The 21,524-nt window shown below is 61.5% G+C and carries 23 protein-coding genes; 4 read left to right on the top strand and 19 right to left on the bottom strand.

Going from position 1 to position 21,524, the window contains the following annotated elements:
* Positions 1–39 precede the first annotated feature (39 nt).
* From FHT69_RS06200 to FHT69_RS06225, 6 genes are all read right to left on the bottom strand, one after another.
* Entirely contained in the window at positions 40–879 is an 840-nt protein-coding gene (locus FHT69_RS06200) for an acyl-CoA thioester hydrolase/BAAT C-terminal domain-containing protein (RefSeq protein WP_183903364.1), read from the bottom strand.
* A 101-nt stretch (positions 880–980) separates the two neighbouring features.
* Positions 981–2,261 carry a multidrug effflux MFS transporter gene (locus FHT69_RS06205; RefSeq protein ID WP_028758066.1) on the bottom strand — a complete coding sequence of 427 codons (1,281 nt, stop codon included), beginning with the start codon at positions 2,259–2,261 and terminating at the stop codon, positions 981–983.
* 35 nt (positions 2,262–2,296) lie between these two features.
* The gene (locus tag FHT69_RS06210; RefSeq protein WP_097594370.1) at positions 2,297–3,502 is read right to left on the bottom strand and encodes a multidrug effflux MFS transporter; all 1,206 of its coding nucleotides are present in this window, start codon (positions 3,500–3,502) and stop codon (positions 2,297–2,299) included.
* A 137-nt stretch (positions 3,503–3,639) separates the two neighbouring features.
* A complete protein-coding gene (grxD, locus tag FHT69_RS06215) occupies positions 3,640–3,975 on the bottom strand; it encodes a Grx4 family monothiol glutaredoxin (protein WP_183905102.1) in 336 nt (111 codons plus the stop codon).
* A gap of 144 nt (positions 3,976–4,119) precedes the next feature.
* A complete protein-coding gene (locus tag FHT69_RS06220; RefSeq protein WP_183905103.1) occupies positions 4,120–4,941 on the bottom strand; it encodes a c-type cytochrome in 822 nt (273 codons plus the stop codon).
* 59 nt (positions 4,942–5,000) lie between these two features.
* On the bottom strand, positions 5,001–5,231 hold the full coding sequence (locus FHT69_RS06225; RefSeq protein WP_168332990.1) for a hypothetical protein: 231 nt from the start codon (positions 5,229–5,231) through the stop codon (positions 5,001–5,003).
* Positions 5,232–5,395: 164 nt separating this feature from the next.
* Between FHT69_RS06225 and FHT69_RS06230 the strand changes: the two genes are divergently transcribed.
* The gene (locus FHT69_RS06230) at positions 5,396–6,583 is read left to right on the top strand and encodes a hypothetical protein (protein ID WP_183905104.1); all 1,188 of its coding nucleotides are present in this window, start codon (positions 5,396–5,398) and stop codon (positions 6,581–6,583) included.
* Positions 6,584–6,618: 35 nt separating this feature from the next.
* On the opposite strand, the gene FHT69_RS06235 is transcribed toward FHT69_RS06230, so the two are convergent.
* From FHT69_RS06235 to FHT69_RS06250, 4 genes are all read right to left on the bottom strand, one after another.
* The gene (locus tag FHT69_RS06235; protein ID WP_003579540.1) at positions 6,619–6,852 is read right to left on the bottom strand and encodes a BolA/IbaG family iron-sulfur metabolism protein; all 234 of its coding nucleotides are present in this window, start codon (positions 6,850–6,852) and stop codon (positions 6,619–6,621) included.
* Positions 6,853–6,871: 19 nt separating this feature from the next.
* Positions 6,872–9,103, bottom strand: coding sequence for a phosphoribosylformylglycinamidine synthase subunit PurL (gene purL / locus FHT69_RS06240; protein WP_028758061.1), 2,232 nt, complete (start codon positions 9,101–9,103; stop codon positions 6,872–6,874).
* Positions 9,104–9,224: 121 nt separating this feature from the next.
* Positions 9,225–9,800, bottom strand: coding sequence for an acyloxyacyl hydrolase (locus FHT69_RS06245; protein WP_183905105.1), 576 nt, complete (start codon positions 9,798–9,800; stop codon positions 9,225–9,227).
* Positions 9,801–9,922: 122 nt separating this feature from the next.
* Positions 9,923–11,341 (bottom strand): PLP-dependent aminotransferase family protein, encoded by a 1,419-nt coding sequence (locus FHT69_RS06250; RefSeq protein WP_028758059.1) that lies wholly within the window; start codon positions 11,339–11,341, stop codon positions 9,923–9,925.
* Between the two features lie 81 nt (positions 11,342–11,422).
* Between FHT69_RS06250 and FHT69_RS06255 the strand changes: the two genes are divergently transcribed.
* A complete protein-coding gene (locus tag FHT69_RS06255; RefSeq protein ID WP_183905106.1) occupies positions 11,423–11,680 on the top strand; it encodes a DUF1127 domain-containing protein in 258 nt (85 codons plus the stop codon).
* Between the two features lie 315 nt (positions 11,681–11,995).
* Here FHT69_RS06255 and FHT69_RS06260 read toward each other — a convergent pair whose 3' ends face one another.
* The 7 genes from FHT69_RS06260 to FHT69_RS06290 form a co-directional block, all read right to left on the bottom strand.
* Positions 11,996–12,388, bottom strand: coding sequence for a hypothetical protein (locus FHT69_RS06260; protein ID WP_183905107.1), 393 nt, complete (start codon positions 12,386–12,388; stop codon positions 11,996–11,998).
* Positions 12,389–12,472: 84 nt separating this feature from the next.
* Positions 12,473–13,144 (bottom strand): phosphoribosylformylglycinamidine synthase subunit PurQ, encoded by a 672-nt coding sequence (gene purQ, locus FHT69_RS06265; RefSeq protein WP_028758346.1) that lies wholly within the window; start codon positions 13,142–13,144, stop codon positions 12,473–12,475.
* Complete coding sequence (locus FHT69_RS06270; protein WP_183905108.1) at positions 13,141–13,695, bottom strand: RNA 2'-phosphotransferase; 555 nt, start codon at positions 13,693–13,695, stop codon at positions 13,141–13,143. The genes purQ and FHT69_RS06270 overlap by 4 nt, the downstream gene beginning before the upstream one ends.
* 45 nt (positions 13,696–13,740) lie before the next feature.
* Positions 13,741–13,983, bottom strand: a complete 243-nt coding sequence (purS, locus tag FHT69_RS06275) for a phosphoribosylformylglycinamidine synthase subunit PurS (RefSeq protein WP_012757626.1) — start codon at positions 13,981–13,983, stop codon at positions 13,741–13,743.
* 15 nt (positions 13,984–13,998) lie between these two features.
* Entirely contained in the window at positions 13,999–14,763 is a 765-nt protein-coding gene (purC, locus tag FHT69_RS06280; protein WP_003568927.1) for a phosphoribosylaminoimidazolesuccinocarboxamide synthase, read from the bottom strand.
* A gap of 250 nt (positions 14,764–15,013) precedes the next feature.
* A complete protein-coding gene (locus FHT69_RS06285; RefSeq protein WP_183905109.1) occupies positions 15,014–17,311 on the bottom strand; it encodes a bifunctional diguanylate cyclase/phosphodiesterase in 2,298 nt (765 codons plus the stop codon).
* Between the two features lie 92 nt (positions 17,312–17,403).
* Positions 17,404–17,961 carry an alpha/beta hydrolase gene (locus tag FHT69_RS06290; protein ID WP_168332997.1) on the bottom strand — a complete coding sequence of 186 codons (558 nt, stop codon included), beginning with the start codon at positions 17,959–17,961 and terminating at the stop codon, positions 17,404–17,406.
* A gap of 175 nt (positions 17,962–18,136) precedes the next feature.
* On the opposite strand from FHT69_RS06290, the gene FHT69_RS06295 reads away from it, so the two are divergent.
* Positions 18,137–18,943 (top strand): DUF2189 domain-containing protein, encoded by an 807-nt coding sequence (locus FHT69_RS06295; protein WP_097594433.1) that lies wholly within the window; start codon positions 18,137–18,139, stop codon positions 18,941–18,943.
* Between the two features lie 130 nt (positions 18,944–19,073).
* Positions 19,074–19,553 (top strand): low affinity iron permease family protein, encoded by a 480-nt coding sequence (locus FHT69_RS06300; protein WP_183905377.1) that lies wholly within the window; start codon positions 19,074–19,076, stop codon positions 19,551–19,553.
* Positions 19,554–19,648: 95 nt separating this feature from the next.
* Here FHT69_RS06300 and purB read toward each other — a convergent pair whose 3' ends face one another.
* Both purB and FHT69_RS06310 read right to left on the bottom strand, forming a co-directional pair.
* Positions 19,649–20,956, bottom strand: a complete 1,308-nt coding sequence (gene purB / locus FHT69_RS06305) for an adenylosuccinate lyase (protein ID WP_183905110.1) — start codon at positions 20,954–20,956, stop codon at positions 19,649–19,651.
* A 69-nt stretch (positions 20,957–21,025) separates the two neighbouring features.
* Positions 21,026–21,511 carry a hypothetical protein gene (locus tag FHT69_RS06310; protein ID WP_088930350.1) on the bottom strand — a complete coding sequence of 162 codons (486 nt, stop codon included), beginning with the start codon at positions 21,509–21,511 and terminating at the stop codon, positions 21,026–21,028.
* Positions 21,512–21,524 lie beyond the last annotated feature (13 nt).

Raw genomic sequence — 21,524 nt, forward strand, 5'->3', positions numbered from 1 at the left:
ATGGCTTGAACCATCGATCAAATGACTACTGCTATCCCGTTATAGGGCAGCGAGAATGTACTCCCACGCCAGTCGTCCCAATTTGGCGTCGGCTGTCTCACTTCCACCGTGAGCACGCAGCGATGATCGGGGAGTCGTTTCACCCGGCAGCAAAATGCGATGGCCCGCATCTTCTCCCAACACAAGCTGGGTGAGTAGGCCCGAAGCTGCGCGCCGGCGAACAATTGCTGCGGCAAATTCGTCTGACGGCCAAAGCGCATCATCACCTCCTGCCACAAGCAGAATTTCGGCAGTTGTTTTCTCCAAAGGGATAGTTGCTAGTTCGATCTCAGACTCGTGCACTTGAAGACATCGTTCGAACAGGCCCCGGTAGGCAACGAGCCCGTCTCGGTATTCCTGCACCCATTCAGGGTCGGACGATACAAAGGGAAGCGGTGTCCCTCGCAACGTCCAGGATGAGCGTTCCGGCCAGCTGATGCCGTCAAGCCCCGGACCAATATTTCCCCATACGACCGAAGAAGGGCTCATTGCGATGACGGCGCTGATGCGTGGATCATGTACCGCCGTGAGCAGCGCGGCTTCGGCGCCTTTCGATGTCCCCACCAAGACGATACGTCTGCAGCCGAGCTCCATCAAATAATCGGTGGCGGCGAAGAAGATTTCCAGCGGCACCTCGCAAATACCTGGCACCTGGCCTTCGCCGCCGAACCACCGAAGCGCGATTACCGTTGCCCCTTGGCTGGCAAACAACCTGGCACGGGCCACATCGACCCGACCACTGGAGCCGCCGAGTACCACAACGCCAGTGGCGGTATTTGTTTTGGTTTGAAATATCCCACCCTGCAATGGCGGGGGGAGATGTTGATATTCTACATCCAAAACTGAGCTCCTTGTTCCAAGGGCATCCAGATTTAGGAACGTGCCGAGTTTGTTATTTAAATGCAATGCCGCCGGGACCGAACCACCCAGCAGCTCGCATTTCAAAAGTGGGCCGCACCCGGATCGAGCTGCGGGCTGTCGCCGGGGTGGGTGAAGAGCTTGCCGTTCTCCGCCCAAAGGGTGGCTGCGATCGTCACCGCGCCGAAGAGCGCGAAGCCGCCGAAGAGCGGCTGCACCGTGCCGTTGAACATCTGACCGACCAGGCCGCCGAGGATGGCGCCGAAGGTCGTCGAGACGAAACCGGTGATGGCGGTGGCCGTGCCCGCGAGATTGCCCATCGGCTCGAGGCTGATGGCGGTGAAATTGGTGGCGATCAGGGCAAACATCATCAGCACGATGGTGAAGATGCCGTAGGCGATGGCGAAATCCGGCTTGCCGGCCAGCGAATAGAAGAAGCCGACAGCCGACAGTGCCGTGAAAATCAGCAGGGCGGCGTGCGAGATGCGGCGCATGCCGAATTTGCGCACGAAGAAGCCGTTGGCGAAATTGGCGACGGCGATGCCGCCTGCGGTGGCCGCAAAGGCGATCGGCAACCAGTCGCCAAGGCCATAGACTTCACCGAAGACCTGCTGCACCGAGATCACATAGGCGCTGATGACGCCGGTGAACATGGTGAGGCCGATCATGTAGCCGCAGGTGATACGGTTCGTGAGCACGGTCTTGAAGCCATCCCCGACAGAGGCAACCGACAGCGGCAGCCGCTCTTCCGGCGGCAGCGATTCCTTCAACCGCAGAAGAGCCCAGACGAACAGGATGGCGGCGATGATGCCGAGCAGGATGAAGATCCAATGCCAGTTGGCATAGAGGATGATGAGCTGGCCGACGGAGGGCGCAACGATCGGCACGATCATGAAGACGATCATGACATAAGACATGACGCGCGCCATTTCGCGGCCGCCGAAGCAGTCGCGGACGATGGCCATGGTGGTGATGCGCACGGCCGCACCGCCGATGCCCTGGACGAAACGCATGACGAGCAGCATTTCGAAACTGCCGGTCGCTGCGGCGGCAAACATTCCGACAATATAGCAGGCCAGGCCGCCGAGCAGGATGTTGCGGCGGCCGAACGTATCCGAAAGGCTGCCGAAGAATATCTGTGAGACGCCGAAGCCTAAGAAGAACACGCCGATGATCAGCTGCGCGTCGTTGGTATTGGTGACGCCGAGGGAATGGCCGATATTGGGCAATGCCGGCAGCATGCTGTCGATCGCCATGGCGACGCTGGCGGTCATGATGGCGATGGTGACGACGAATTCGCCAAAGCCCATGCCGATGCGGCGAGAGCCCTGGTTTTCCTGGTGCGGTTTATGCGGCGGCGTCATGTGGTGAAATCCCGGATGCGAATGAGGCCGGCCGTTCAGACGGCTGGGTTCTGCGATTGGAAGAGGCGGCCCTTCTCGGCGATCAGCACGAAGACCAGGCCGACGATCGACACGGCGAAATAACCGGCGACCATCGGCAGTGCCGTGCCGTCGAAGGCCTGGCCGATGCCGGCGCCGATGATGGCGCCGCCGACCGTGCTCATGAAGCCGAGGACGGAGGAGGCGGTGCCGGCGACGTGGCCGAGCGGTTCCATGGCGAGCGAATTGAAGTTCGAGCCGATCCAGCCAAACTGGAACATGGCAAGGCCGAAGAAGGAGATGAACAGGGCAAACGGCATCGGCTCGGTGCTGGCCATCTGGACGATCAGCCAGATGGTGTTGATGGCAATGAAGCCGAGCAGCGATCCGTGCGACAGTCGGCGCATGCCGAGCTTGCCGACGAAGCGGGAATTGAAGAAGGACGACAAAGACATGAAGATCGCCACGCCGGCGAAGGCGAAGGGAAAATAGACGCCGAGATCGTAGATGCCGACATAGACCTGCTGGGCGGAATTGATGAAGCCGAACAGCGCGCCGAAGATGAAGGTGCTGGCGATGGTGTAGCAGAGCGCCACGCGATTGGTCAGCACCAGCTTGAAGGCGCCGAAGATCGAGCGGGCGGTAAAGGGGCGGACATTGCCGGGATGCAGGGTTTCCGGCAGACGGAGATAGGCCCAGACGGCGATAGCAGTCGCCATCGCGGCGATGAACAGGAAGATCAGGTGCCAGTTACCGAAGAACATGACGATCTGACCGGTGCCGGGCGCAATCACTGGCACGATCATGAAAACCATCATGATCAGCGACATGACTTCGGCCATCTGCCGGCCGCCATAGATATCGCGAACGATGGAGACGGTGATGACGCGGGTTGCGGCGGAGCCGACGCCCTGGATGAAGCGCAGGGCGAGCAAGCCAGCAAAGGACGGAACGAAGACGATACTGATGGCGGACAGGATATAGATGACGAGGCCGATCAGAAGCGGCGTGCGGCGGCCGAAACGGTCGGAGAGCGGACCGTAAAACAACTGGGCGCAGCCGAAGCCGAGCAGGTAGGTGGAGACGACGAACTGACGATGATTTTCGCTCTCGACGCCGAGGCTCGCGCCGATCTGCTGCAAGGCCGGCAGCATGATATCGATCGCCAGCGAATTGACGGCCATCAGGAAGGCAGCAAGCGCGATGAATTCTCGCTTGCCCATGGGCAGGCGGCCCGCGGACACGGCTTGTGATGAATCTGTCACAATGAAATTCCCATAAACAGGTCAAGGCGCTGCTAGCGGCAGCGCCTCGAACTCAAGAAACAGATTTGGAAACCGGGCGGACGTCCGGTGACCGGTCAGGCGGCGCCGCGCACGGTGATGCCGTTTTCCTGGAGGTGCTGCTGCAGCTCACCAGCCTGGAACATTTCCCGGACGATGTCACAGCCGCCGACGAATTCGCCCTTTATGTAAAGCTGCGGGATTGTCGGCCAGTTGGAGTATTCCTTGATGCCCTGGCGGATTTCCGAATCGGCGAGCACGTTGACGCCCTTGTAGTCGACGCCGATGTAATCGAGAATCTGCACGACCTGCCCGGAGAAACCGCACTGCGGAAACTGCGGCGAGCCCTTCATGAATAGGACGACGTCGTTGCTCTTGATTTCGTTGTCGATGAATTCGTGAATGCCGCTCATAGGACCTGATCCTTTCAACAGGCGGGTTAAAGGCCCGCCGTTTCAATCGTTGCCTTTAGATAGCATGCGACGGCAGGAATTCCAGCCGCCCGAACCAAAAAAAGACCAATTCGCGCAGGCCGTTGCCCGGTTGTTGCCGTCGCGTTACGGTCGATTGGCGAGATAGGTCTGAATCTGTTCGATTTCGACATCGGTGAAATGGCTGAAATCCCATTGGGAAACCTGTGTCATCACGCCGAGATCGCGGTTGCCGACACCCTTGCCGGTGCGCAGCAGCGTCCTGAAATCGGCAGCCGAATACGATTGCGCCAGGGGCTTAAGCGCCGGCGCCAGGAAGGCTTCCGACTGCTTTGCCGTATCGAGATTATGACAGTGGCTGCAAGCGGTCCTGAAGGCGTATTCGCCGATATCGGCCGGACGCGTCGCGGCAGGGGTGCCCACGGTAGGCACCAGATCGGCCTCGAAGGGGATCTTGTCGAGCGCCAGGCCGATTCGCCCGAGCGGTCCCCATTGAGTCGTTCCGGCCACCGCATCGGGAAGCTGCTTCAAACTGCGCATCCACGCAATGATCGCCGCCATATCGTCATCGGTGATATTGGCGAAGTTGCTTGCCGGCATGATGAAGGCGCCGGTACCGTCCTTCTTGACGCCATGGCGGATGAGGCGCACGAGTTCGGCATCGCTGTACATGGGCACGAAGCGGGTCAGGTTCGGCGCGACGATGCGGCCGACGCCCGGCTCGTCGATGAGCACGTTGCCGGCATCGTGATGACAGCCGCCACACATCAGCGTGCGCGCGCGGCGTTCGGTTTCCTCGGCAGGCAGCGTCGTCTTGACGGTGAAATCGGCAACCGCGAGGTCGTAGGTCCTGGAAAGGCGCATCTCCGACAGGGCGTAGACGCCGGCAGCCGCGATGAGACAGATCGCGACGACGGCCGCAAGAATGATTTTCAACATGCGCATCATCGGTTTATGTCCTCAAGAGCGCCGCTATTCGTCCGAAACCGTTCACATTTGATCGTGCCTTAGCTGCGTCGCTGGCGGCTGCGGCCAGCGGCGGTGCGGCGCTTGCTGACCTGTTTGCGGGCGGGCTTAGCCTTGGCCGAGGTCGTCTTGCGCGCAACCTTCGTCGTCGCGGCAGGTCGTGTCTTACGCCTCCTGCGCTTCGTCGTGACGCGGCCGGTGGTTTTTTTCAGGATCTCCTTCAGCACGCTGTCGACGACGCCTGATATCAATTCTTTGACTAGGTCGGCCACAAAACCCCTCCGTTCGTGATGGAAACGACATGGACGCTATTGAATTCCGGAAGAGTTCGGTTAGCAAGACGGCTTCGAGACCATAGCTGCTTTTTTGTCCCTATCAGCGGCGCAGCAGCCGGATCGCAGCAACATGCCGGCCATTCGCCGGACGGAAGAGTGGAATGAAACTGATCGAGAAGCGGGTCGTCCTGCATTTTACGGGCTTCGAGCCGCTCGACGGCGTTGCCCATAAGGCACGCTACGAGCGTTCGGCCAGGCAGAGTGCCGCCGTCTGGGGCTATTCGCTTGAAACGGGTGCGCCGGAGGCGGGAAGTGATCCCCTCAGTTTCGTGGTCACGACGGGCGGACGGGATGCCGACAAAGCGGCGGCCGAAGGGACCGGTTTCCCCGGCTGGCAGACGAAGAGCCGGATCCACATGGTCGATCACGATACGCTGGTAAGCAGGCTGCGCGGGGGCAACACGCTGAGCCAGATTATGGCAGGTTTCCGAAGCTGCGCCGAGATCATGCTCGAAGGCGGGATGCGGGAATATTTTCGCCACGCCTGGCGCTTCGGTCTGTTCTTCCTCTTCCCGTTCCTGCTGACCGCGCTGGCGATCGCGCTGACGGCGCAGATCGCCATCATGCCCTATGGTCTCGGCTTTTCGCCGTGGCACATGCTCTGGAGCGGACCGCTGGCGCTTTGTTTCTTCATCTTCGCCTTCCTGCCGTTTTCCGAACGTTTCCATACGCTGCATCTCTTCGCCGATTGGGTAATGGCCGTGGCGCTCGGCCGCATGGACCGGACAGATTTCAACGACTGGCTGGAAGACAGGGCCGCTGCCGTGCGCAAGGCGCTTGACGAAGAGGCGGACGAATATGTGATCTCCTCGCACAGCATGGGATCGAGTGTTGCCGCCCATGTCATTGGCATATTGCTGGAACGGGAGCCGGAGATCTTCAAAGGCAAGCGGGTGGTGTTTGCCACACTCGGCAGCGCCATCCTGCAATGCGCGCTGCTATCGTCGGCGACGCAGCTGCGCGCCCGCGTCGGGTTGATCGCGCGCTGTCCCGAGATTTCCTGGCTCGACGTGCAGTGCCTGACGGATTCGATCAATTTCTACAAGGTGCCGGTCGTCGCCGTTTCCGGCCATGCGGATGCACCTCCGGCGAAGATGATCCTGATCCGCGTCAAGCAGATGCTGACGCCCGAGCACTATCGCAAGATCCGCAAGGACCAGCTGCGCGTCCACCGGCAATATGTGCTGGGGCCTGATCTGCAGGCGTCCTTCGATTTCACGCTTTTGACATCGGGGCCAATGCCGGCCTCGGTCTTTGCCGATCCCGACGAAAAGAGAATGCCCGGCTGAGGGCCGGGCACCGTTTATCCGGATCGCGTCGGGCTCTATTCCGGTGCGGAGGTCTGCAGCGCCAACGCGTGCAGTATGCCGCCCATATTGCCCTTCAGCGCCTCGTAGACCATCTGGTGCTGCTGCACGCGGCTCTTGCCGCGAAAGGCTTCGGCGACGACTTCGGCGGCGTAATGATCGCCGTCGCCCGCCAGATCGCGGATCGTCACCTTGGCACCGGGAATCCCAGCCTTGATCATGTCTTCGATATCGCCGGGTTTCATGGCCATGATCGTTACTCCTTGCGCATCATTCCGCAGCCAGTTCGCCGCGGCCTTCCATGAAATCAGGGAACCACGATTCATGGGCATCGCGCAATTGCTGAATCGGCAGCGAGATGAGATCGCCGACGATGAGCGCCGTTCCTCCGACCGTGCCGAGACGGCGGAAGGGGACGCCGGCGCCTTCGGCATTGGCGCAAACGAAATTTGCGACGTCCGCAGGCACTGTCAGCACGTAGCGCGCCTGATCCTCGCCGAAGAGCAGCGCATGCGGCGCGCCCTTGGCTTCACCGAGATCGATGACGAGACCCTTGCCTGAGGCCATCGCCATTTCGGCGAGCGCCACGGCAAGACCGCCGGAAGAAATGTCGTGGCAGGCGGTCGCCTGGCCGTTGCGGATGACGGAGCGGACGAAATCGCCATTGCGGCGCTCGGCGAACAGATCCACCTCCGGCGCCGGACCTTCGCGGCTGGCAAGCACGTCTCTGACATAGACGGACTGGCCGAGATGGCTGCCGTCGACGCCGATCATGATCACCTTGTCGCCGTCGTTGGCGGTGCCGATGCGGGCCATCTGGCTCCAATCCGGCAACAGGCCGACGCCTGCGATCGTCGGGGTGGGCAGGATGGCGACGCCGTTGGTCTCGTTGTAGAGCGAGACGTTGCCGGAGACGATCGGGAAATCGAGTGCACGGCAGGCTTCGCCGATGCCCTTCACTGCCTCGACGAACTGGCCCATGATCTCGGGCTTTTCAGGATTGCCGAAATTGAGATTGTCGGTGGCGGCGAGCGGCTCGGCGCCTGTCGCGGTGATGTTGCGCCAGCATTCGGCGACCGCCTGCTTGCCGCCTTCGAAGGGATCGGCTTCGACATAACGCGGGGTGACGTCGGAGGAGAAGGCGAGCGCCTTGCTCGGATGGCCGTCGACGCGCACGACGCCGGCATCGCCGCCCGGAAGCTGCAGCGAATTGCCCTGGATGAGCGTGTCATATTGTTCATACACCCAGCGGCGGCTCGACTGGTTGGCGGAACCGACGAGCTGCAGCAGCGCCTGGCCGTAATCCTGAGGTGCCGCGACGAGATTGGCGGGCAGGGGAGCCTGCTTGCCGGATTCGCGCCAGGGGCGATCATATTCCGGCGCCTGGTCGCCGAGATCCTTGATCGGCAGGTTGGCGACTTCCTCACCCTGGTGCATGACGCGGAAGCGCAGGTCGTCGGTTGTCTTGCCGACGATGGCGAAATCGAGGCCCCACTTGACGAAGATCGCCTTGGCTTCCTCTTCCTTCTCCGGCTGCAGCACCATGAGCATGCGCTCCTGGCTTTCCGACAGCATCATTTCGTAGGCCGTCATCCTTTCTTCGCGAACCGGCACCTTGTCGAGCTCGAGCAGGATGCCGAGATCGCCCTTGGCGCCCATTTCGACGGCCGAGCAGGTGAGGCCGGCCGCACCCATGTCCTGGATGGCGATGACGGCGCCGGTCTTCATCAATTCCAGGCAGGCTTCCAGCAGGCACTTTTCGGTGAAGGGGTCGCCGACCTGAACGGTCGGGCGCTTCTCCTCGATCGATTCGTCGAATTCGGCCGAGGCCATCGTCGCGCCGCCGACGCCGTCGCGGCCGGTCTTGGCGCCGAGATAGACGACAGGCAAGCCGACGCCCTTGGCTTCAGACAGGAAGATGGCGTTGGATTTCGCAATGCCGGCGGCAAAGGCGTTGACGAGGATGTTGCCGTTGTAGCGGGCGTCGAACTCAACTTCACCGCCAACCGTCGGCACGCCGAAGGAATTGCCGTAGCCGCCGACGCCGGAGACGACGCCGGAGACGAGATGACGGGTCTTGGGATGATCCGGCTCGCCGAAGCGCAACGCGTTCATCGCGGCGATCGGGCGTGCCCCCATGGTGAAGACATCACGCAGGATGCCGCCGACGCCGGTCGCCGCACCTTGATAAGGCTCGATATAGGAGGGGTGGTTGTGGCTCTCCATCTTGAAGACGACGCAATCGCCGTCATCGATGTCGACGACGCCGGCGTTTTCGCCCGGACCCTGGATGACGCGCGGCCCCTTGGTCGGCAGCGTGCGCAGCCATTTCTTCGAGGATTTGTAGGAGCAGTGCTCGTTCCACATGGCCGAGAAGATGCCGAGCTCGGTGAAGGTCGGTTCGCGGCCGATCAGATCCAGAATACGCTGGTACTCGTCCGGCTTCAGGCCATGGCCTGCAATGAGTTCCGGCGTGATCGGGATGGTGTTTGGAATGGTCATGAGCGGAAAGTCCCTGGCGCGTTTTGCGCTGTCTTTAGCTTATGTAGCGGCCGCGCGCGACAGAAAAAAGCCCACCGTCAACAGAGGGCGGGCAGGCTTTCTTCACAAAGGCGGCAACCACTCAGAACTTATAGCCGATCTGCAGGCCGGCGCGGGTCATGCCGTCGTTCGGGCCGTCGCAGAGATTGGCATGCGAGGAGTGGGCAATCTGGGCCATCACGTTCCAATTGCGGGTGAAACGGTAGCCGGCGCCCAGATATTCGTGGAAGAGGACGCGACAGCCGAGTTCCGGACCGTCACTGTCGCCCTCGAGATCGCCGGTATGGATGACGCCGCCGAATCCGGCTTCGGTAAAGAGCTTTTCGTTGAAATCGACCGTCCAGGTGAAGCCGGTGAAGAATTGGGTGGCCTCGCCTGACGTGCCGATCGACGTGCCGAGATGGATACGGGGATGCAGCAGCTGTTGCCAGCCGACCGCCGCGTCGTAGCCGAAGGGATCGAAGAGAGCGGTAATCTCCGGAAAGACGCCGTCTTCCCTGGAATGGCCCGATTGTACCGAGGTCGAGACGCCGAAGCGCAATTCATCGAATATCTGCTCGCCGGCCGTTGCCGAGCCCGCAACCGAGAGGGCGGTTACCGCTGTCACTGATGCCATGCCCAAAAAACGCAACGCGATCCTGCCGAAATCGAGCCTCATTTGCTGTCCTTTGATTCGCGTCAGACGGGAACAACAAAGAGGTAACATGGAGGTCGAGTCGCTAAAGCACCTCGAAGAAGCTTCGGCGTTTTTTCCGATTTATGGCGTCTATTTGCAACACGTCATATTTCACCGTCATAGGCGGAGCCGCCATTTTCCAGCAGGCGGCGCAGGATCATCAAGCCCGAAATGAGTTCCTGCCCTGTCTTCGGCGAGGAAAAACCGATGCGGACGCGGTGATAGGTTTTCTCGCCGCGGGCTGCTTTGAACTCATCCTCGTCGTCGACGAGCACGCCGTCGCGATAGGCGGCGTTCTTGAAGGTGCCGGACATCCAGGGTTCCGGCAGTTTCAGCCAGAGGAACGGCGCATGCGGGTGCGATTCGAAATCGAAGCCCTGCAACTGCTCGCGGACGAGCCGGACACGCCGGGAGAGTTCCTCGACACTTGCCTTGCGGATTTCGTGCGCCGTGCCGCTTTCGACGAGACGTGCGCAGGTCTCCGCCAGGATGAAGGGCAGGCCGCCGGTGATCATTCTGTGCGTCACCTTGATGCGCTGGGCAAAATGCGGCGGGCAGGCGACCCAGCCGCCGCGCACACCGGCGGCGACCGATTTCGACAGGCCGTTGACAAGAAAGGTGCGATCGGGCGCAATCGAGGCGAGCAGTGGCGTGTCGTCATCGGCCATGCCGCCGTAGAGATCGTCCTCGATTAGCCAGACGCCGTGCTTCCGAGCGATCGCAGCGATTGCCATCCGCCGCTCATAGGGCATGATCGCCAGCGTCGGATTGTGGACGGTCGGCATCAGGAAGGCGATCTTCGGATGCTGCTGCTGACAGAGCCGCTCGAAATCCTCGGGAATCACGCCGAGTTCATCGGAATCGACCGTCAGCGTGCGCCTGCCGAGCAGGCGAGCACTGCGGCTGACCTGCGTGTAGGTGAGGTCCTCGAAGACGATCTTGTCGCCCGGCGCCGAGACGGCCGAGATCACTGATATCGCCGCCGCATGGGCGCCGAGCGTCGGCACGACGTTCTCGACCTCTGGCGTCCAGCCGCTGCGGGCAAGCCAGAGGCGGCCGGCCTCGAACCAGTTGCGCGGGAAACTCCGGGAATAGGAGGAAATTTCGGACAGATGCTGTTCGCCGATCTCGGCGAGGATGCCCGCTATGACCTTGCCCTGGCCGAGATCGGGCGCGGCCGTCGTGTCGAAGCGGATCTTGTTGGCAGGTGCATCCTGGACGCGGGTGCCACCGAGCGAGACGGTCAGCGGATCGATCTGCTCGCCGGGCGGCGTTTCGGAGCGGTTCAGCACATAGGTGCCGCGCCCCACTTCGCCGGCGACCAGGCCGCGCTCATGCACCAGCGCATAGGCGCGGCCGATCGTGCCGATTGTCACGCCGATATCATAGGCAAGATTGCGCTGCGGCGGCAGCTTGCTGCCGGCGGGCAGGGCGCCGCTTGATATTGCGGATTCAATGCTGTCGGCGAGCCGGAGATAGACCGGCCCGGAACCGCGGGAAATATCAGGAAGCCAATTTGTCATGGTGACAATTGTATATATTGGCACATTGTATCGGTCAAGCGTATGAGTCAATTCCAACGACAAGCCGTGAGGATTCCTGGAATGTCTGCCTTGCCCGAGATCAAAATGCCGATTGTACCGATTGTCTCCTATGAGGACAGGAGACAGATCATTCTCCCCGACGTGCCCACTGAGGCGACGACGCGGCTCGGCCGGATCTGGGCGGCCACCCTTCTCTGGCATCAGAAGCGGGAAGGCCGGCGTGCGCTGAGAAACCTGACGGTGAACGAGCTCAAGGATATCGGCGTGTCGCAGTCCGATGCGGCGCGCGAAGTCAGCAAGTCGATCTTCTGGGACTGAAGATGCTTTCCGAACGGATCATGCTTTCGGAACTGAACGGGGCGATTAGAGCCTTTCCGGGTTAGATTGCAGCATTCTGCCGGAGCAGGTTTTCGTCAGGGCAAAGGCGATTGGCGAAGGGCATACCTCTTGGTACGTCCGAGCCGATCGCCTTTGCCCTGGCGGAAAGATGCCTGGCCCTTCGGGTTGGTTGAAACGGGCCGGCTGATCGACCGGCCGGCTTGGCCGTAGAGCCGGGCTACGACGCGCGCCGGCCGGTCGACCATCCGACTCCGTTTGAGCCAACAGAATGCTGCAAGCTAACCCGGAAAGGCTCTAGCTGCAGGCCTTGTTGCCTGCCGACCAGCGATTGACGTCGGCGGCGATGCGGCCGGCGACCGGCTCCTGCATCATCGGCCCGAAGGCCTGGAGACGCGAGGGGCTTCCCTCAGCCTGCACGACGAGCAGCGGCCGGCTTTCCGGGCTGCCCTTGTGGACGACCAGGATGCGCGGCCGGCCGGAAAAGGAATTGAGTTCCGGTGCGAGCTTATAGGCGGCAAAAGCCGGATCGCCCGACTTGAACCAGCAGGCATTGGCGCCGAGCGCCACGCGTTCCATCGTCGGCAGCGCGCCACGGTTCGGGCCTGTCGTCGGTGCCGGCGTCTGGCAGGCTGCGACCATGGCTGCGAGAGTGGTCAACAGGGCGGCGTTTGCGAGGCGAGGGCGCATCAATCTTGCTCCAGATCCGGACGGAAGGATTTTCGGGTGCATGCCGTTGCCCAAAACCGCTACGCGCGGGGCAACGTGCAGGTCTCAGGCGGCGATGACGTCGAGCGCCGAAGCAAAGAGGCCGCGGCCGTCCGAACCGCCATGGGCGGCTTCGATCAGGTTCTCTGGATGCGGCATCATACCGAGCACGTTGCCCTTTTCGTTCATCACTGCGGCGATATCGTTGATCGAGCCGTTCGGATTGGTGCCCTCGGCATAACGGAATACCACCTGGCCATTGCCTTCGATCGCAGCCAGCGTCGCTTCGTCGGCGAAATAATTGCCGTCATGATGGGCGACCGGGCAGCGGATGACTTGGCCCTGCGCATAAGCGCGGGTGAAATCCGTCTCGGCATTGACGACTTCGAGCTTGATTTCGCGGCAGACGAATTTCAGCGAGGAATTGCGCATCAGCGCGCCGGGCAGCAGGCCGGCCTCGACGAGGATCTGGAAGCCGTTGCAGACGCCGAGCACCTTCACGCCCTTCGCAGCCTTGTCGATGATTGCCTGCATGACCGGCATGCGGGCAGCGATCGCGCCGCAGCGCAGGTAATCGCCATAAGAAAAGCCGCCGGGGATGACGATCAGGTCGACATCGGGGATCTCGGTTTCCGTCTGCCAGATCGTCACCGGCTGTTGGCCGGAGATTTTGGCCAAGGCTGCGATCATGTCGCGGTCGCGGTTGAGGCCCGGAAGTTGAACGACGGCTGATTTCATGGGGTCCCTGCGTCTGGCGAAAGATATTGAACTGGAACGCTTTCGGCGAGCCATACTCCATTGTCGGAGACAAAGAAAGAATGACCCTCTGAAAACATGCGGGCCGCGTCGACACGCAGGATGATGTATTCACCCTTGCGGCGCCTTGCGACGATTTTAGCCGTGTCGACATCTGCTGAGAGATGAACGTGGTGTCGCTGCATCTTCTTCAAGCCTTCGCGCTCGATCGACTGCCAGTTCGTCAGAGACGTGCCGTGAAATAGAGCGGCAGGCGGTTCAACCGGGTTCAACGCGAGATCGACGTCGACGCTATGACCTTGGTTTGCGCGAATTCTGTTATCGGCAAGCGTGAAGCGCTTTTTCGGATTGTTGTCGACAATCTCGACAATATCGGCGCCGGAAACGTCGAATTTCGACGCCAACGCTTTTTCGAGCGCATCGAACGACACCCAACCCTCGCCATCAAGCGTCAAACTCGCGGCATCAGGCGCATGACGCAAAAGATAGCTCATATATTTCGAGACTTGCGTCTCCAGCTTTGCTTTCATCATGACGCCAAATCCTCAAGGTCCGCCGGGAAGACGGGTCTGTGATCGTCAGTCGATCGCGATTGCGTAGTTCTCGATCACCGTATTGGCGAGCAGCTTTTCGCACATTGCCTTGAGGTCGGCCTCGGCCTTGCCCTTGTCGGCGCCTTCCAGTTCCAGGTCGAAGACCTTGCCCTGTCTTACATGGCCGACGCCCGAGAAGCCGAGGGCGCCAAGCGCACCCTCGATAGCCTTGCCCTGCGGATCGAGAACGCCGTTTTTCAGCGTGACGGTGACACGAGCCTTGATCACTTTGTCTTTCCTGCCTTACTTGACGAGAACCGGGCCGGTGCCGCGCACAGGCTCGTTTTCATTGATGATGCCGAGACGGCGTGCAACTTCGGAATAGGCTTCGAGCAACCCGCCGAGGTCGCGGCGGAAACGATCCTTGTCCATCTTCTCGTGGGTCTCGATATCCCAGAGCCGGCAGCTGTCCGGCGAGATCTCGTCGGCGAGAATGATGCGCATCAGATCGCCTTCGAAGAGGCGGCCGCATTCGATCTTGAAGTCGACGAGCTGGATGCCGACGCCGAGGAACAGGCCGGTCATGAAGTCGTTGACCCGGATGGCAAGCGCCATGATGTCGTCGAGCTCGGCAGGATTGGCCCAGCCGAAGGCGGTGATGTGCTCTTCGGAGACCATCGGATCGTCGAGCGCGTCGGACTTGTAATAGAATTCGATGATCGAACGCGGCAGCACGACGCCTTCGTCGATGCCGAGGCGCTTGGCGAGAGAACCGGCGGCGACGTTGCGCACGACGATCTCCAGCGGGATCATCTCCACTTCCTTGATCAGCTGCTCGCGCATGTTGAGCCGGCGGATGAAATGGGTAGGGATGCCGATCTTGTTCAGATGGCTGAAGATATATTCGGAAATGCGGTTGTTGAGGACGCCTTTGCCATCGATGACTTCGTGTTTCTTCTTGTTGAAAGCAGTGGCATCGTCCTTGAAGAACTGGATCAAAGTGCCCGGCTCCGGACCCTCATACAGAATCTTTGCCTTGCCCTCGTAGATACGGCGGCGACGGTTCATCGTGGTCATTCTCTGTTGTTGGCGCTCTTGGGATAGCGCGAGTGGATCGATCTCGTGGCGTCCCCTTAAAGGAAAAGAGAGGGTTTCACAATCCGCCTGTCGCTCCTTCCCTGGTTTCCGAATTTCCTGGCCCCGGTTTCCGATTTTACGGAATACCGCCAAGAGAATCGAATGAATTCGCAAGACGAGTCTAGCGCCTTTTCCTCTACGGTGAAATGTAGGCGAAATGGCGGGCCGCTTATGCAGGTGTTTATTTGGCGGCTCTGCTGCGCAGCGCGCGGCGAAGCTCAGTCTGCAAGGCGCGAGCGGCGATTTGCCCGTGGCGCCAGCTTCCGGCGCGGATGAAGGAGGGGATCTGCATGGCCGGCATCGGCCGGGCGAGCGCGTAGCCCTGCAGCGTGTCGCAGTCGAGTTCCTGGAGGATGCGGATGTGATCCGCAGTCTCGACGCCCTCGGCGATGACCAGGATGTTCAGCGAACGGCCGATATCGATGATCGATCCGACGAGTTTGCGTTGCTCGGCCGATTGCGGCAGCATGCGGATCAGTTCGCGGTCGATTTTCAGCGTCTTGGGGCTCAGGCGCAGCAGGCTGACGATCGAGGCATGGCCGGTGCCGAAATCGTCGATCTGGATGTCGATGCCGAGCTTGCGCAGCTTTTTCAGGTTGGCGGCTACCGCCTCGTCGCAATCGTCGAGAGAGATCGATTCCAGCAGTTCGAAGGAGATGGTGCCGGGCTCGATCTTCAGGGCCCGGAGCTTCTTGCCGAGATCGGGATCGGCGAGCCGCCGGGCGGAGACGTTGACCGATATCTTCGGAATCGGCAGCCCGTCCTTCATCCAGGCGCTGCGATCGGCCAGCGCGCGCTCCAGGATCAGCGCGTCGATGGTCGAGACGACGTCGAGATCCTCGGCGATATCGAGGAAGCGGTCGGGCGTCAGCAGCCCGTGCACCGGGTGCTGCCAGCGCGCAAGTGTTTCCACGCCGGTGACATCGAGCGTGCGGGCATCGAACTGCAGCTGATAGAAGGGCACGAATTCATTGCGTTCGAGACCGATCAGGATCTCGTCGGCGAGGTGCTTGGCGGAGATGGTGTCGCGGCGGTCAGACGCCGAGAAGAATTCGAAACGGTTGCGGCCCAGGCCCTTGGCCCGATAGAGCGCGATATCGGCGTCGAGCAGCATCTGCTTGGCGTCGAGCGTCGGTCCGCTGTCGACGGTGATGCCGATGCTGGCGCCGAAACGGCAGTCGTGCCCTTCATATCGGACGGGTTTGCGCAATTCGCGGATGATACGTTCGGCAAGGCCGGCGATCTTCTTCGATGCTGGATCGACGGCGCAGAGGATGACAAACTCGTCGCCGCCGATGCGGGCGACGAAATCGGCGGTTCGGACGGAATTCCTCAGCACGCTTGCGGCATGCTGCAGCATGGCGTCGCCGGCCCGGTGGCCGAGCGTGTCATTGATCTGCTTGAAGCGGTCGAGATCGATATGCAGGATCGCCAGTGCAAGGTCCTTGGCCCGGCATTCGGCCGAGCGCTCGCCCAGCATCTTGTCGAGGTAGCGGCGGTTCGGCAGGCCGGTAAGGTAATCGTGCAGCGCCAGATGCTCGATGCTCTCCTTGGCCGCTTCGAGCTGGCGGTTGCGCGCTTCCGCCAGATCCTTGGCGCGCTGCAGCTCGTTGCGAAGCGCGGCCTCTTCGGTGACATCCCAGTTGGCGCCGATCAGCTTGCGGTTGCCATTGCCGTCGATGAAGAAGGCCGAGCGGGCGCGGATGACGCGTTCGGCGCCGTCGCCACGGATGATGCGGTATTCCTGCTGGAAATCACTTCCGCTTTCGACGCTGCGGTCGGACAAGCCAAGCACGCGTTCCCGGTCGTCGGGATGCAGGCTTTTCGCCCAGGCGTCGCCGCCGATCTGACGCGGGGCGCCCTGCAGACCGTAAATGGCAATGAGGCGCTCGTCCCATTCGACGGTATCATGTTCGATATCGGCTTCGAAGACGCCGATGCGGGAAACCTCCAGCGCCAGATCGAGCCGGCGCGACAAACGCGCCAGCGTCTCCTCGGCCTGCTTGCGGGCGGTGATATCGGTATCCGTGCCGACGATGCGCGTCGGCACGCCGCTCTCGTCCCATTCCACGCAGGCACCGCGGCACTCGATCCAGATCCAGTGGCCGTCCCTGTGGCGTTCGCGATATTCGAAGATCTGGTAGTTGGGATCGCCGGCGTTCTGCCGGTCGATGGCATGGACGACGAAATCGCGATCGTCGGGATGAACGAGCTGCAGCCAGGCGTCGTAATCGCCGGCGGCTTCCTCGTCGGGCGCCATGCCGCGCATGGTTTTCCACGTCTGCGAGTAATATTTCCGGTCGAGACGGTAGTTGTGATCCCATACGCCAAGGCCCGAGCCGACGAGCGCGTGGTTCCAGCGGCTTTCCCGCTCCGCCAGGTCGGAATCGTCGGCCGCCCCATTGCCTAAGCCTGCCTCAGCCGCTGCGGCTTCGCCATGCGGATCATCAGCCTCTGGAAGGGCTTTCTTCACGGGCATTCTCGCTTATTTCACCTCGGTGCAGTCTGCTGTCATTCCATTAAGAAAGACTTAGAAAGCACTTGCTCAACCAGCGAGAAGGCGGGTTTTCCTCACTCAGCGGAGAGCCGGCTGAGGAACTGGGCAAAGACCATGGTGCCTTCGGGCCAGGGACCGTGACCGGAATCGGCATTGATGTGACCGGACTCGCCGGCATCGACGAGGAAGGAGCCCCAGCTGCTGGCGATATCGTCGGCATGGTCGTAACTGCCGAACGGGTCGTTGCGGCTGGCGACCGTGATCGACGGGAAGGGCAGCGGATCGCGTGGATAGGGGCCGAAGGTCATCAGATGCTTCGGGCGGATGTCGGGATTGGCGACATCGGGCGGAGCAACGAGGAACGCGCCCGCCACCCGATTGCGGAAATGCGGGATGGCGTGGATCACCGAGGGCACCCCCAGCGAGTGGGCGACGAGAACGACCGGGCGGGTCGAGGCGTTCACCTCCTCGGCGATGCGGGCGATCCAGTCCTCGCGAACCGGCTTCGTCCATTCGGCCTGTTCGACACGGCGCGCCGTGCTGAGCTTTGCCTCCCAGCGGCTCTGCCAGTGGCTCGGGCCCGAGTTGGTGTAGCCGGGGATGATGAGGATATCTGCGTCTGAGGCTTTCATAGTGCCGCCGATGTGAGAAAGCTTGGCCGAGATGTCAAGAGGGGATGCCAAGGGAGAGAGCGACAGGGGGCTTGAAACTTGTTATATTGCTCCAGTGCCGGTTGCGGATTTCGTGTCGGCTTGCCCGCCGATGCTGTCCGCCGCCGATCAGGTCTCGGCTGAGGAGGAGAAAGCCATGGCGGCATTTCATGTCATGACGGGTGCTAGCGAAAACTTTGTGCGCCCCGTCGTCAATCGCATCGGTATCGCCGACGTCTTCGACGCGCTGAAGCGCGGGTACGATGATTTCATGGAGAAACCGTCCCACTATGTGTTCCTGTGCCTGATGTACCCGATCGCCGGTGTCTTCCTGACGCTGTGGACCTCGGGCGCCAACCTTTTGCCGATGGTCTTCCCGCTGATGGCGGGTTTCGCGCTGATCGGCCCGATTGCGGCGATCGGCCTCTATGAGATCAGCCGCCGGCGCGAGGCCGGCCTTGACACGTCCTGGACGCACGCGCTCGAAGTGCGCCATTCGCCGGCTCTGCCGTCGATCGTGGCGGTCGGACTGATGCTCTGCGCTTTCTTTGTCGTCTGGCTGGTGACGGCGCAGACGCTCTACAGCAACCTGCTCGGCGAAGTGTTCCCACGCAGCATGGCGGATTTCTTCAGCCAGGTCTTCGGCACGCCCCAGGGCATGCAGCTGATCATCTGGGGCAATCTCATCGGCTTCGTTTTCGCGCTCGTCGTGCTGGCGATGACCGTCATCACTTTTCCGCTGCTGCTCGACCGCGATGTCGGGGCAGTGGCCGCCGTCACGGCGTCGATCCGCGCGATGGTTCTCAATCCGGTGCCGGTGCTGCTGTGGGGCCTGATCGTCGCCGCACTGCTCGTCATCGGCACGATCCCGGTCTTTGCCGGGCTTGCGCTGGTTATCCCGATCCTCGGCCATGCGACCTGGCATCTCTATCGCAAGCTGATTGCGCGGGAAGCCGCCGCGTAACCACGCCTCATCCCCAGGGAAATCTCGAATCCCTGTGGGAACCTCGAACCTGCCTCGGAGTTTTTTGCCAGAGCATGATGTCGTCGACATCGTGCTCTGGAGACGTCGAGGGAGGATTGCAAAGGTGACGATGAAGCATCTGTTTGCCCGCTTCGCAACCAAGACATCGGAATGGGCGGGCAAGCCCGTTATCTTCATCCTGGCGCTGATCGCCGTTATCATCTGGGCCTGCCTCGGCCCTCTCTTCGACTATTCGGAAACCTGGCAGCTGGTGATCAATACCGGCACGACGATTATCACCTTCCTGATGGTCTTCGTATTGCAGAACGCCCAGACGCGCGACACGCGGGCGATCCAGGCCAAACTCAACGAAATCATCCTGACGAGCCATGCCGAGAACCGTTTCATCGGCATCGAGAATCTCGACGAGGAGGAGCTGAAGCGCCTCGACGAGTTGGTCGCCAAGGCCGCCAAGGGCAGAGGTGAGACGGAGGCTTGTCGGACAGTGGAGGCGGCGAAAGCGGCGCCTTTGAAAAAGGCCGCGGCACGCAAGCGCCCTGTTGCCGCCAAAGGGACCAAGCAGAAACAACGGCCGCTTGAGAAAAGCTAAACCATCATCCGATCTGCCATCGCAGAAAGACAAAACAAAGGCAGAAATAAAACGGCGCCTGCAAGGGCGCCGCCATATTGTTGATTGCAGATCGCTCAGGCATTGCCGAAGACGCGACGGAAGATCGTGTCCACGTGTTTGGTGTGATAGCCGAGGTCGAATTTTTCGCGGATGTCCTCCTCGGCGAGGGCGGCGCGGACCTCGGCATCAGCAAGCAGTTCTTCCAGAAAATCCTTGCCCTGTTCCCAGACCTTCATGGCGTTGCGCTGCACCAGGCGGTAGGCGTCCTCGCGGGAGGTGCCGGCCTGGGTCAGCGCCAGCAGGACGCGCTGGGAGTGGACGAGGCCGCGGAACTTGTTGAGGTTCTTTTCCATATTCTCCGGATAGACCAGCAGCTTTTCGATGACGCCGGCGAGACGCGACAGGGCGAAATCGAGGGTGACGGTCGCATCGGGGCCAATCATGCGCTCGACCGAGGAGTGGGAGATATCGCGCTCGTGCCAGAGGGCGACGTTTTCCATCGCCGGCATGGCATAGGAGCGGACCATGCGGGCAAGGCCGGTCAGGTTTTCGGTCAGCACCGGGTTGCGCTTGTGCGGCATCGCCGAAGAGCCCTTCTGGCCGGGCGAGAAATATTCCTCGGCTTCCAGCACTTCGGTGCGCTGCAGGTGGCGGATCTCGGTCGCCAGCCGCTCGATCGACGAGGCGACGACGCCGAGGGTGGCGAAATACATGGCGTGGCGGTCACGCGGGATGACCTGCGTCGAGACCGGCTCGGCCTTCAGGCCAAGGGCTTCGGCGACATGTTCCTCGACGCGCGGATCGATATTGGCGAAGGTGCCGACGGCGCCCGAGATGGCGCAGGTCGCGACTTCCTCGCGGGCGGCGACGAGGCGCTGGCGGCAGCGCTCGAATTCGGCATAGGCGAGCGCCAGCTTGACGCCGAAGGTGGTGGGCTCGGCATGAATGCCGTGCGAACGGCCGATGGTGACGGTGTCCTTGTGTTCGAAGGCGCGGGTTTTTAGCGCTTCGAGCAGGCGATCGAGATCGGCGATGAGGATGTCGGTGGCGCGGACCAGCTGGACGTTGAAGCAGGTATCGAGCACGTCGGACGAGGTCATACCCTGGTGGACGAAACGCGCATCCGGGCCGACGATTTCGGCAAGATGGGTGAGGAAGGCGATGACGTCATGCTTGGTGACGGCCTCGATCTCGTCGATGCGGGCAACGTCGAAGGTGGCGGCGCCACCTTTTTCCCAGATTGTCTTAGCGGCGGATTTCGGGATGACGCCCAGTTCGGCCAGCGCGTCGCAAGCATGCGCCTCGATCTCGAACCAGATGCGGAACTTGGTTTCGGGAGACCAGATGGCGACCATTTCGGGCCGGGAATAACGCGGGATCATGGGCTGCTGCCTTCACTTCAAGAGATTTGTTCAAAGTTGGAGCCCCTGTAGCAAAGACGGGCGGCAATCTCAACGCATGCGTTTGGCAAGATGATAGCTGCTTACGACAAGGCAGACGAGACCAAGCGGCAGGAAAAGACGCAGGCCGATCACCAGGAACTGGTAGACAGCGCTGATACTGGTGAAGACGAACTGGAAAGCCCAGATGATGCTGCCGAAGGGGGCGTGCCAGCGCGAATAGAAGATCCGGTATTCCATGGCGAAGAGGAAGGCGGTCATCGCAATCGTCGCTGCTGTCAGCGTCACGAAAAAAGCGGCAAAACGTGCTTCCGGCGGCCTGTCATAGGCAAGGAAGCGGGCAACCGGCAGGGCGAAGGGCCAGGCGAGCAGGCCGCCGAGGAAATAGAGTGTGGCGACCTCGGCTAGACGGCTCGTCTCCAGGCCGTTGCGCAGGTAAAGGCCGAGCATGGCTGCGGCGAGCATCTGCATGCCCCAAAGCAGCGCGCCGGCAATCAGATCAGGGTAGGGCGGCCGCGCAGCTCTTAGACGATCCATCCTCGGGCGATCC

Source organism: Rhizobium sp. BK008, from assembly GCF_014197345.1.
Lineage (GTDB): Bacteria > Pseudomonadota > Alphaproteobacteria > Rhizobiales > Rhizobiaceae > Rhizobium > Rhizobium anhuiense.